This window comes from Candidatus Blochmannia sayi (nom. nud.), assembly GCF_059935855.1.
This window is the reverse complement of record NZ_CP011796.1, coordinates 761,522-774,232: the sequence shown is the minus strand read 5'-3', so window position 1 is coordinate 774,232 and position 12,711 is coordinate 761,522. Positions and strand designations below refer to the sequence as shown.

Annotated in this window: 8 protein-coding genes and 1 pseudogene; 3 read left to right on the top strand and 6 right to left on the bottom strand. The window is 24.9% G+C overall.

Features of this window, described 5'->3' with window-relative positions; genetic code table 11:
• Positions 1-260 precede the first annotated feature (260 nt).
• The 3 genes from ubiD to polA all read left to right on the top strand — a co-directional run bounded on the left by ubiD (position 261) and on the right by polA (position 6,055).
• Positions 261-1,748 carry a 4-hydroxy-3-polyprenylbenzoate decarboxylase gene (gene ubiD, locus Bsayi582_RS03210; RefSeq protein ID WP_500815766.1) on the top strand — a complete coding sequence of 496 codons (1,488 nt, stop codon included), beginning with the start codon at positions 261-263 and terminating at the stop codon, positions 1,746-1,748.
• A gap of 578 nt (positions 1,749-2,326) precedes the next feature.
• Positions 2,327-2,956, top strand: coding sequence for a thiol:disulfide interchange protein DsbA (gene dsbA / locus Bsayi582_RS03205; RefSeq protein WP_500815765.1), 630 nt, complete (start codon positions 2,327-2,329; stop codon positions 2,954-2,956).
• Positions 2,957-3,247: 291 nt separating this feature from the next.
• Positions 3,248-6,055: a DNA polymerase I gene (gene polA, locus Bsayi582_RS03200; RefSeq protein WP_500815764.1), complete on the top strand. Its 2,808-nt coding sequence runs from the start codon at positions 3,248-3,250 to the stop codon at positions 6,053-6,055.
• Between the two features lie 150 nt (positions 6,056-6,205).
• Here polA and yihA read toward each other — a convergent pair whose 3' ends face one another.
• The 6 genes and pseudogenes from yihA to Bsayi582_RS03170 all read right to left on the bottom strand — a co-directional run bounded on the left by yihA (position 6,206) and on the right by Bsayi582_RS03170 (position 12,632).
• Positions 6,206-6,832, bottom strand: coding sequence for a ribosome biogenesis GTP-binding protein YihA/YsxC (yihA, locus tag Bsayi582_RS03195; RefSeq protein ID WP_500815763.1), 627 nt, complete (start codon positions 6,830-6,832; stop codon positions 6,206-6,208).
• A gap of 273 nt (positions 6,833-7,105) precedes the next feature.
• Entirely contained in the window at positions 7,106-8,527 is a 1,422-nt protein-coding gene (gene glnA / locus Bsayi582_RS03190) for a type I glutamate--ammonia ligase (protein WP_500816113.1), read from the bottom strand.
• A gap of 671 nt (positions 8,528-9,198) precedes the next feature.
• Positions 9,199-9,387, bottom strand: a pseudogene (gene rpoZ / locus Bsayi582_RS03185) (DNA-directed RNA polymerase subunit omega); the annotation flags it as partial.
• 91 nt (positions 9,388-9,478) lie between these two features.
• Complete coding sequence (gene gmk / locus Bsayi582_RS03180) at positions 9,479-10,129, bottom strand: guanylate kinase (RefSeq protein ID WP_500815762.1); 651 nt, start codon at positions 10,127-10,129, stop codon at positions 9,479-9,481.
• Between the two features lie 273 nt (positions 10,130-10,402).
• Entirely contained in the window at positions 10,403-10,834 is a 432-nt protein-coding gene (locus tag Bsayi582_RS03175) for a MarR family winged helix-turn-helix transcriptional regulator (RefSeq protein ID WP_500815761.1), read from the bottom strand.
• Positions 10,835-11,774: 940 nt separating this feature from the next.
• Positions 11,775-12,632, bottom strand: coding sequence for a YicC/YloC family endoribonuclease (locus tag Bsayi582_RS03170; protein WP_500815760.1), 858 nt, complete (start codon positions 12,630-12,632; stop codon positions 11,775-11,777).
• Between the last annotated feature and the right edge of the window lie 79 nt (positions 12,633-12,711).

Below are 12,711 nucleotides of genomic sequence, written 5' to 3'. Positions count from 1 at the left end.
ATATAAAAACATTTTATAATTATATATTTAAAAAATTATTTTTCTGAATAAATACAATATTTATGATTATAATCATAATTATAAATTTATAAATAAATATATTTCTAATTATATTAAATTTAATTGAAATTTAAATCATTTGATTTATTCTTTTTTATAAAATATGAGTATTTACCTGTATAATAATTATTATTATTGAAAATAAATGAATATTACATTGTTGATTGTAAATATTAATTGAATAATCGTATATAAATATCATGAAGTATAAAGATTTGCGTGATTTTATTAAAATTTTAGAATGTAAAGGAGATTTAAAGCGAATTACTTTTCCTATTCATCCTAATTTAGAAATGACAGAAATTGCTGATCGTACTATTAAATCTAAAGGACCAGCACTATTTTTTGAAAATCCTAAAGGATATTCAATGCCTGTTCTTTGTAATTTATTCGGTACTCCTGAAAGAATAGCCTTAAGTATGGGAAAAAAAAATATTGTATCGTTGCGTAATGTTGGAAAATTACTTGCTTTTTTAAGAGAACCTGAATTACCGACAGGATTAAGTGATTTTTTTTCTAAAATACCTCATTTGCGTCATATTTTAAATATGCCTATTAAACGTGTAAATACAGCTCCGTGTCAAGAGAATATTCAGTGTAATCAAGACGTAGATATTACTCGTATGCCAATAATGCGTTGTTGGCCTAAAGATATATCTCCTGCAATTACTTGGGGTATTACAATAACTCGTGATCCGCAAAGCAAACGACAAAATTTAGGAGTTTATCGCCAACAGGTGTTATCTAAAAATAAAATCATTATAAGATGGTTATCTCATCGTGGTGGTGCATTGGATTTTCAAAAATGGGATAAAAATACTTCAGAAAAAAGATTTCCAATTACTATAGCATTAGGTGCTGATCCAGCTACTTTATTGGGAGCAGTAATGCCAATTCCTGATACATTATCAGAATATGCTTTTTCTGGCCTGTTAAGAGGTTGTAAAACTGAAGTAATTAAATGTATTTCATGTGATTTAGATGTTCCAGCTAATGCTGAAATTATATTGGAAGGATATTTAGAACGAGGCAAAATGGCGACAGAAGGACCTTTTGGAGATCATACAGGGTATTATAATACTACCGATCAATTTCCGATATGTACTATTACTCATATTACTCAAAGGAAAAATCCAATTTATCATTCCACATATACTGGGCGCCCGCCTGATGAACCAGCAATTCTTGGAATGGCATTAAATGAAATATTCATACCTATTATACAGAAACAGTTTCCAGAAATAATAGATTTTTATTTACCTCCTGAAGGTTGTTCATATAGATTAGCTATCGTAACTATAAAAAAACAATATGTTGGACATGCTAAACGTATAATTTTTGGTATATGGTCTTGTTTAAAACAATTCATGTACACTAAATTTATTATTGTATGCGATGAAGATATTAATGCGCGAGATTGGAATGATGTAGTATGGGCTATAACTACACGCATGGATCCTGCTCGTGATTCTATAGTGATAAAAAATACCCCAATTGATTATCTTGATTTTTCTAGTCCAATTTCTGGTTTAGGAGCAAAAATGGGTATGGATGCTACTAATAAATGGCCTGGGGAAACTGAAAGAGAATGGGGTGTTCCAATTAAAATGCACAATGAAGTGCAACATTATATTAATGATATTTGGGATAAGTTAGATATTATACATAATAAAAAACAATCAAAATAAATATGCTTTCAATTAAATATGAACATTGTGTTGTATCAATCAATAATAATAAAAATCAATAATGTAATATTTCATATTTAAAATAAGATCACTACATACTCCTGTTTTAAACATTTACCAACTCAACTCATTTAATTGATTAAATATTCTTAATTATATTATTTATATATTAATTTAAAATGTGTTTTATACAGTGTTGATATTAAAATATTTATGTAAATTTTATATGTTTTTAATTAAATTATTTATTTACATGAAAATTAGTATATATTGTGATTTAAAAAAATTAATAAAACAACTGTTTTTATAGATTAAAATTATTTTAAAAAAAAAAGTTTATCCTCCATCTATTTCAAATTGAAATTATGAATAATTTTTAACTCATAAATAAAAAGATGCATATATATATATATTAAAAATAATAATTATTCATCAAATATATTTTGAGCATAAATAACTAAAGAGCCTAAAAAATTAATATTAATACTAATTTAATTTAGAATAGTTTGTTTGCATAAAAATTATATTATTTGTTTTTTTATATAAAATACTGTATTTACATAGTGACTAGGAGGAGTATGAAAAAATTACATATTATCTTTATAGTGATTTTTTTGATATTTTCACATAAAAGTATGTCATCTTCAATTATTGAAGGAAAACAATATATTAGATTAAATAAACCTATTCAAAATGCTCCAACGTTGTTAGAATTTTTTTCTTTTTATTGTCCGCATTGTTATCAATTCGAACAAGTATATCATATTTCTAATAACATAAAACGGACATTGCCTAAAAATGTAAATTTTTATAAATATCATGTAAATTTTTTAGGTAATTTAGGAAAACAATTAACACATGCTTGGGCTGTAGCAATGACGTTGGGAATAGAAAATAAAATTAGTCCATTATTATTTATAGCGATACAAAAACAACAATCTATTCACACCGTAGAAGACATTCGTGCAATATTTATTAAATCTGGTGTTAGTGCAAAAGAATTCGATACCGCTTGGGATAGTGTATTAGTCAAATCTTTAGTAATAGATCAAGAACAAGCAGCAATAAATTTTCATTTAAGAGGAGTACCATCAATGTTTGTTAATGGTAAATATATGATAAAAAATGACAAATTAGATATATCTTCAGTGAATGCTTACATGCAACAATTTTGCGAGCTATTAAATTTACTTATAGATAAGACATAATTTTTTAGATGTATTCCATTATTATTATTATTATTATAATTATTTATTTTATGCATAAAAATATTAAAAATAATTAGTTATTTATATTTAATTAGGTATATTGTTAATTCAATATAATATTAAAATAATATAATGCGTAATTATTTTATAAAAAATGTAATATTAAACTTCATTTGATTTCATTATTTTATAATTTATAATAATACTATAATTGGATGTAATTTTTTTAAAATATGCAGTGTTCTGTTTTTTATTCTTTATTATACGATTAAATCGTACATAAACATTATTATGGTTACGACAGTTACAAATAATCCAATAATTTTAGTAGATGGTTCCTTTTATATACATCGTGCGTATCATGCGTTTCCACCGTTAACCACTAGTTATGGAAAACCAGTATGGGTAATATACGGAGTACTCAATATGATCAAAAGTCTATTGATACGATATAAACCTACTCATATGGCAATTGTTTTTGATGCAATGGGTAAAACATTTCGTGACGATTTATTTGCGAAATATAAAGCTAATCGTACTAATGTTCCTAAAGATTTATATGATCAAATTGATCCATTATGTGAAATCATACAAGCTATGGGTTTGCCAATGCTCAAAATACCTAATGTAGAAGCGGATGATGTAATAGGGACTTTAGCGGTATTTTGCGCGCAATCAGGGAATTCTGTATTAATCAGTACAGGAGATAAAGATATGGCTCAAGTAGTATCTTCTCAAATAACTTTGATTAATACTATGTCAAATATTATTTTAACTCCTATAGAAGTAGAAAAAAAATTTGGAGTATTACCAACACTGATAGCTGATTATTTGGCATTGACAGGAGATCGTTCTGATAATATTCCTGGTGTTCCAGGATTAGGTAAAAAAACAACTCAGTTTTTGTTAAATAATATAGGCAGCTTGAAAGTATTGTATGATCATTTAGATAAAATTGATATGTTGAGATTACGTAGTGTTAAATCGATAAAAAACACTTTGTTAACTCATAAAGATATAGCTTTTCTTTCTTATGAATTAGCAACTATTAAAACAAATGTATCTTTAAATCAATCAGAATATCAATTATTAATACAGCAAGCAAACATGAATAGTTTATTATTATTATTTAAGCGATATGAGTTCAAAAATTGGTTAATGGATATACAATCAGATAAATGGTTTAATAAATATCAATTTGAAAATAAAATGTTATCAAGTCAATGGTTAAAAAATACATTTTTATATAAAGAAAAAAATCTATTATTGAATTGTTCTAAAGAAAAAAAAGTTGTTACTATAATATATAGTGTTGATATGCTGTATCATTGGATTGAAAAAATTAGAACTGCTAAATTTTTTGTATTTAGTATATGTACAGATACATTGAATGTGTCTACTGCTAAAATTATAAGTATATGTTTGTGTATAGATACAGCGGAAAGTGCATTTATTCCTATAAAAAGTAATTTAACTAATGGTGACAAAGATTTTTTACGTATTGAAGACACAATGTTTACTTTACGTCCAATTTTAGAAAACTCAAAAATTAAAAAAATTAGCCAACATCTAAAATTTAGTTATTCCATGTTTAAACGTTATAATATAAATTTAGTCGGTATGGCGTTTGATATTATATTAGAGTTATATATTTTATATGGTACTGCGAATTATCAGGATATAAAAAAATTTTTAGACAAAGATATATTTAACGCTGTTATAAATTTTCAGAAAACTTATAGTAATTATAATCAAAATAATATAATTATAGATATTAATAATATACGTATGCAATCTTTATATGCAGCTCAATTTATCAGATCTATTTTTCATTTACATAATATTTTATGGCCAAAAATAAAAGAAAATAATAAATTGAGAAAAATATTTGAAGAAATAGAGATGCCTTTAATATCTATTTTACATCGTATTGAAAGTTATGGTGTATTAATTGATAAAAAGTTACTTGATGCGCATTCGGTAGAACTAAATTATCGACTTAATGTTTTAGAGTCAAAAGCACATCAGTTAGTTAATATTCCTTTTAATCTTGCTTCAACTAAACAATTACAAGAAATTTTGTATAATAAACAAAAATTACCAATTTTAAAAAAAACACCTAATGGAGCTCCTTCTACTAATGAAGAAGTATTAAAAAAATTGGCAAGAAAATATCCAATGCCTAAAATTATCTTACAATATCGTGGTTTAGCCAAATTAAAATCTACTTATACTAATAAGTTAACAACCATGATTAATAAGCAATCAAATCGAGTACATACTTCATATAATCAAACTAGAACTTCTACAGGACGTCTTTCTTCTACTAACCCTAATTTGCAAAATATTCCAAATAGAAATTACGATGGAAGAAAGATACGTCAAGCGTTTATTGCTCCAACAAATTTTTTAATTGTAGCAGCAGATTATTCACAAATAGAACTAAGAATTATGGCGCATCTTTCTCAAGATATTACATTGATTAACGATTTTCTTTCTGAAAAAGATATTCATACTGCAACAGCTTCTGAAATATTTGTTACTGCATTACATTTGGTTACTGATGAACAAAGACATCGGGCTAAAACTATTAATTTTGGATTAATTTATGGGATGAGTGCATTTGGGTTAGCACGTCAATTATCAGTAACATGTAAAGAAGCTCAAAAATATGTGGATCGTTATTTTAAACGTTATCCTGGAGTTATGAAGTATATGGTGTATATTCGAGAACATGCCAATAAATATGGTTATGTATATACGCTGGATGGTCGTAAATTATATTTGCCAAATATTTACTCTACTAATATTTCTCAAAAGAAAAGCGCCGAAAGAGCAGCTATTAATGCTCCTATGCAAGGAAGCGCCGCTGATATTATAAAAAGAGCAATGATATCTATTGATAATTGGTTACAGAAAGATTCAGTTCCAGCGCGTATGATTATGCAAGTACATGACGAATTGGTATTTGAAGTTCAACACGATACTATAGATATCGTTGTAAAACAAGTTAGAAAATTAATGGAAGAATGTTTTATTTTAGATGTACCATTAAAGGTAGATATTGGTATTGGGAAAAATTGGGAACAAGCTCACTAATTTTATTAGTATTTTTATACTATAAATATAGTGTTTATATATTTATGTACTTATTTTTAATTTTTAAAAAATAATTTATTTAGTGTAATATTTTACACGGTACGCATAAACAACATATTGCAAAAATTTATATACAGTCAGTTACAGTTATTATTTATTATATTGTTTTGATGTTTTTAACCAATAATTTAGAACCATTTTTAATGATTCTATTCCGTGTTTTTTAGTAGCGGAAAAAAGTTTTATTTGAGCATATGTTGAAGTGTTGTACATTGCTTTTACTTTTTGTGTTATTTTTTCGTATGTAATTTGAGCGATACTTTTAGATATTTTATCTGATTTATTTAATAAAATACAAACTGGAATATTTATAGAAATCGATTTTTTAATTATTTTTTGGTCTAAATTTTTCATTGGATGTCTAATATCCATTATTAATATCAATCCTTTTAAAGATTTTCTTTTTTTTAAATATTCACACAGAATATTAAACCAATAGTTTTTTAATGTTCTTTTTTTTTTAACGTAACCATAACCAGGAAAATCAATTATACGAATGTCTGATTTAATTACGAATAAATTAATTAGTTGAGTACATCCTGGTGTTTTACTTACTTTAGTTAGTTTGTTTTGAAAGGTTAAAGCGTTAATTGTACTGGATTTTCCACTATTAGAATAACCAATAAAAGCTACTTCCATACCTATTTTTTCATTAGGTAAACAACATATTTTAGATATACTTTTTGAAAAACGAGTAGCACGATAGTTATGTATCATAAGTATGTATATTTATAGATAATATAATTGTAGTAATATTAATATAAAAACAATTTTTCAAAATTTACATGGTTTATTTATTCAATATTTATTAAAAAATAAATTTGTATATATAAAACAAATATTTTTAGATATTTTAAGTTTAGTGTTTTAAATTATTTAATTATAACAGTTTGTTATATGTAACGATTATACACCATTTTATGTCATAAAATGGTGTATAACTTCACTTACATAATATTTATTATTTTTGTATATTTTAAGAAATTTAAATCAAACACTATAATATAAACTAAATTCTATAGGATGCGGGGTATCATGTACTAATTTATTTTCTTCTTGACGTAATGCAATATATGTATCTATATAATCTTGGCTAAATACATTTCCTCGCGTTAAGAATTTATGATCTTCATTTAAAGATTTGAGTGCTTCATCAAGAGATTTAGCCATATGTGGTATCGATGATGCTTCTTTTTTTAACATAGTATATAAATTTTTATTTACAGGTTCTCCAGGATGAATTTTATTAATAATACCATCTAATCCAGCCATAAGCAATGCAGAAAAGGCTAAATAAGGATTAGCAGATGGATCGGGGAAACGAATTTCAATACGACATGATATATTTTCTAATTCTTTGATTATAGATGGAATACGAATCGCACTGGAACGATTGTAAGCAGAATAAGTTAACATTACTGGAGCTTCATAATCTGGGACTAAACGTTTATAGGAATTGGTAGTGGGATTTGTAATAGCATTTAATGCTTTAGCATGATATAAGATGCCTCCAATATAAAACAAGGCTGTGTCAGAAAGATTGCCATATTGAGTTCCTGAAAATAAATTAATATTATTTTTATATAAAGAGATATGACAATGCATACCTGATCCATTATCATGCATAATAGGTTTAGGCATAAAGGTTGCTGTTTTCCCAAAATTATTAGCGACATTATGTACTACATATTTGTATATTTGTATTTCATCGGCTTTTTTAGTTAGAGTATTAAATCGAGTTGCTATTTCATTTTGACCAGAAGTAGCAACTTCATGATGATGAGCTTCTACAATTAATCCCATTTTCTCCATTATTAAAGACATACTGGATCGTAAGTTTTGCGAAGAATCTATTGGAGGCACTGGAGCATATCCAGTTTTTATTTGAGGACGATGTCCTTTATTGCCGTTTTGGTAAATTTTACCGCTATTCCATGCTGATTCTTTGTCATCTATAACTACATAAGATCCCGATATTGTTGTTTCAAAACGAATATCATCAAATAAAAAAAATTCTGGTTCAGGCCCAAACATTGCGATATCGGCGATACCAGAATTACATAAGAAAATTTCTGCTCGTTTAGCTATAGATCGTGGATCTCTATCATAATTTTTCATAGTTCCGGGTTCAAGTACATCACAACGAATAATTATTGTAGGTTCTTTGTAAAATGGATCTATACTAAAACTAGTAGGATCAGGCATTAAAATCATATCTGATTCATGAATGTCTTTCCATCCTTTGATAGAAGATCCATCAAAAATTTTACCGTTATTGAATAAATGATCATTAACTTGTGTTTTAGGAACGGTAAGATGCTGTTCTTTGCCTTTTGTATCGGTAAAACGTAAATCAACAAATTTTATTTGATTTTCATTAATAATAGAAAAAATTTCTTCAATATCTGCCATATGTATTCTCTTAGCTGTCATAGTTTAATGTTGCGGTAATCAGTTCATAAATTGTGTAATTCAGAACTGTGTACTATATATATGTTTATTATGACAAAACTTACTAAATTTATTTAATAAATATTTATGTTGGCATTACTGTTTTAATGTATTGATAGATAACATATTTATTAAAATAAAATTGATTTTTTTGTTAAAAATTTGTCTGGTATTATTACTATAATAATTAATCATTATAATTGATGATGCACTATCAATATAGTGATCATTATTAAAATACTTAGTCGGTACTATATATCATCAACAGTAATACTAATGTTTTTTTAAATATTATACAGGGTTGTATATGAAAAAATGTAATAATAAATATTATATATTTTATATGAATCCCAAAAATTATTGTACTGTATAACATAGTAGATATATCAAAAATGATATACTAGTTAATTTATTAAATTATTATTTAATGGTCATATGTATATATCATTAATTGTATATTATATTAGTAATAATCACTTTGATTATAAAAAATAAAAATAAGTTATTAAAATTAATTGCTGTTTAATTTAATTTTTTTTATATGTTTCGTTGTTGCGAAAGTATTTGCTTTACGATTTATATAGTATTGTATTTTTATATTATTTATTTATAAATAAAAAAAGTGTTTATTTAGAAATTAAACTTTCTTCTGTTTCTTTAAGAGCAATTACAGTATATTTATCGTTATTGTTTTTGTTATTACTAATTAATTTTTCTTTTCCATCGATTTGCATTTGACGAGCACGTCGTGCGGCAATCAATATTAAATCGAATCTATTATTATTTTTTTCTACAGAATCTTGCGCGATTATACATTTCATGTTATTCACCATATATATTATATAGTTATTGCTTTTATTAGTTTGAATTATATCATTAAATTGATTGTATTATTATTGTATGTATTATATTTTACTTATTTTTTATTATATCTGGTAGTAACAAGTTATTTATTAACGTTGCATAGCGTATTTTTTGATGTGTTATTCGTAATTGTTCAGAAAATATGATTGATTGTAAATGTATTAGAGCAACATTAAAATCGTCGTTTATAATAATGTAATCATATTCTTCAACATGATTGATTTCTTCTATTGCTCGTTTCATACGTATAGTGATATTTTTTTCTGTATTTTGTCCTCTCAGGCGCAATCTTCGCTCTAATTCTTTTTTCGATGGGGGTAAAATAAAAATACTGTAAATATTATTTAATATTTTATTACGAATTTGTTGCGCTCCTTTCCAGTCAATATTTAATATAACATGTGTACCATCTTTTAACATGGACTTAATATCGTTTAAGGCAGTGCCATAGTGATGGTTAAAAATTTTAGCGTATTCAAAGAACATATTTTTATGCATCATATATTCAAATTTTTTTTTTGGGACAAAATAATAATCTTTTCCATGTGTTTCATCAGATCGTTTAACGCGTGTAGTGTAAGAAATAGATAATTTAGTTTGAGTGGGGAAACGATTATATTGCATTAAAGCTTGAATTAAAGAAGATTTTCCTGCTCCGCTTGGAGCGGATATGATGCATAATTTCCCTAGTTTTTTCATTATTAAGTGGCGTATATATAATTGTGTATATAAATATATATGGTTTTTTAATTTAAATCATCTAATATTGATGGGTATTGTTAATATTAATTAACTATAAATATGACAATGACATGTTATTAAGAAAAATTTTATAGAAGACCGTTAATAAAATGTATTTTGTGAGTTTAGTTATATTGTATTACACACTACCATTTTGTATAACTAATATAATTTTGTCAAGTTTTTATTAACGGTCTTCTATATTTTGTATGTGTTTATGTAATTAAATTATCACGTTATTTTTTGTTGTATTTCAAGTAAATTGCATACTTCTCTAAAATTTTTAAGTTGTATATCAGATAAAGGCGAAAACATACGGTCTAAAATAATGCTGTGTGTATTTTTAGCGATACGTAGTTTATCACGTCCCTTTTCTGTAATATGTACATATTTAACTCTGCGATCTGTAAGGCTTTGTTGTCGGCGTAACATTTCATCTTTTTCTAATGCATCTAGTACTGTCACGACAGTTCTTGATGAGAACCCCATATAATTTTTAATATCTGTTGCGCTGGTTTTTTCGGTAGTAATGAGATGTAAGATCTTCATTTTTGACATTGAAAGACCTTCGTTAATTAATTGACCGTTTATTTCTTTGCGTAAACGATGATAAATACGGGATAAAGATTCGACCATGTTTGAAATATCTGTTAATCTATTCATATTTATGAGTCTCTATATTGAATCAATAAATGACTATGATAGAACTGCATTGGACAGTGTCAGCAATAGTCATCTAAATCAAAAAATAAATTACTAAAGGTATTATTTTATAAAAAAATTATTGTCAATAATCTATTTTAGACAATTATTTATGTTTAATAAGTATTAATATTGTTAATAAACTATTATAGTTTGTACCTCCCAATTTTGTTTGATTTTACTGAATTAATATTTTGTTGTATTAAAATAGTCAAATATTATTATTCTTTAGAATATATATATATGTTCAGTATTAAACTTGAATTATTTATTATTTTTTATTTTATCGGAGTTTTTTTAAATTTGAAATATTACTATAGGAAAAAGGAAAACTACTGATAAATATATTTAAAAATATTTTTTTTATTTTTTATGATATATTTTTGATTTAAAAGTCTTATATACTCATGGTATAAAGTTTTAGGGGGGGTATAATAAATAAATTTTATGAAAATAAATTTATTTATTATTTTTTTATAAATAATGAACACAAATTTATTTTTGAATGATAAATAATATTTATTAAATATACATATATTTTTAGATTTTGATTCATTATTAACAATGATCTTAAAAAGATATATATCATATAATTTATAGTAGTAAATTATATATATAAACTTATATGTTATTTCTAATAAATAGTTTATCCATTACAAATTAAATTTATTTAAATTTTATAATTTTATTTTTGAGTAAAGTGTTTGATATGATATTGATAATATATAAATATATTTTTTTGTTAATTAAAGAGTGAAAATTTCATGTACTATAGAATAGTGTAATTTAATCAATAATTATGAAAATAAAGTTTTATATAAAATGTAATTTATTTTTTTAAAGAATCATTTTTTTTTAAAAATAATTAAAATGTACAATGTATTATATAAATATTTTATTTTTACTCAATATTTTGAGTTTGTTCTCGTATTTGTTCAATAAGTATTTTTAAAGAAATCGCTAATTGTGTAATGTTGGAATTTATAGATTTTGAAGTTAAAGTATTCGCTTCTCTGTGTAATTCTTGGATTATAAATTCTAATTGTCTACCAATAGATCCTTTTTGAATAAGTATTCTGTGCATTTCTTTAATATGATTCGTTAATCGATCTATTTCTTCTGAAATATCTATTTTTTGAGCTATTGTTAATAACTCTTGTTCTAATCGTATTGGATCAACATAAATGCATACATCTTTTGTTTGGTCTAACAGTTTTTTTCGTTTCCAATCTAGCACATGAGGAATATATTGGCGGATTTTGTTAATTTCTTCATACATAAGATGTAGTCGTTCTGTAATTTTATTTTTTATAAAAATACCTTCTTTTTCTCTATTTTGTATCAAGTTACTCAATGTTTTTGTGAAACAAGTTAATAGTTCGGAACGAATGTTATTTATGTTATTTTGTTCATACGTTATGACTCCAGGATAAAATAAAATTTCTAACGGATTAATTTCACCGCTTTCATTAATTAATGTTTTTATCCATTTTGTAGATGAGATAATACAATGAACTAATTGTTTATTAATGGTAAAGTTATTTATATTATTAGTAGTATTTAATTGAATTTTTAAATTGCATTCTATCTGTCCTCTAATGAGAGAATTTTTAATTTGTTTACGAATAATCCATGATAAATCATAAAAGTGTTTAGGCAAATCAATATGAATATTTAAATAACGTTGGTTTACAGAACAAATTTCCCAAACAGCATTTCCCCATGCGTGTTTTGATTCATGTCTTGAAAAAGCAGTCATACTATAAACCATAATATTACCTATTTTTTTTTAAGTATTATAAAGAAATCTATTTTCTTATAATACTTAAAAGATTGCT

Coding starts and splice junctions, on each gene's coding strand:
- ubiD (WP_500815766.1), top strand. CDS start 261: ATGAAGTATAAAGATTTGCGTGATTTTATTAAAATTTTAGAATGTAAA.
- dsbA (WP_500815765.1), top strand. CDS start 2,327: ATGAAAAAATTACATATTATCTTTATAGTGATTTTTTTGATATTTTCA.
- polA (WP_500815764.1), top strand. CDS start 3,248: ATGGTTACGACAGTTACAAATAATCCAATAATTTTAGTAGATGGTTCC.
- yihA (WP_500815763.1), bottom strand. CDS start 6,832: ATGATACATAACTATCGTGCTACTCGTTTTTCAAAAAGTATATCTAAA.
- glnA (WP_500816113.1), bottom strand. CDS start 8,527: ATGGCAGATATTGAAGAAATTTTTTCTATTATTAATGAAAATCAAATA.
- gmk (WP_500815762.1), bottom strand. CDS start 10,129: ATGAAAAAACTAGGGAAATTATGCATCATATCCGCTCCAAGCGGAGCA.
- Bsayi582_RS03175 (WP_500815761.1), bottom strand. CDS start 10,834: ATGAATAGATTAACAGATATTTCAAACATGGTCGAATCTTTATCCCGT.
- Bsayi582_RS03170 (WP_500815760.1), bottom strand. CDS start 12,632: ATGACTGCTTTTTCAAGACATGAATCAAAACACGCATGGGGAAATGCT.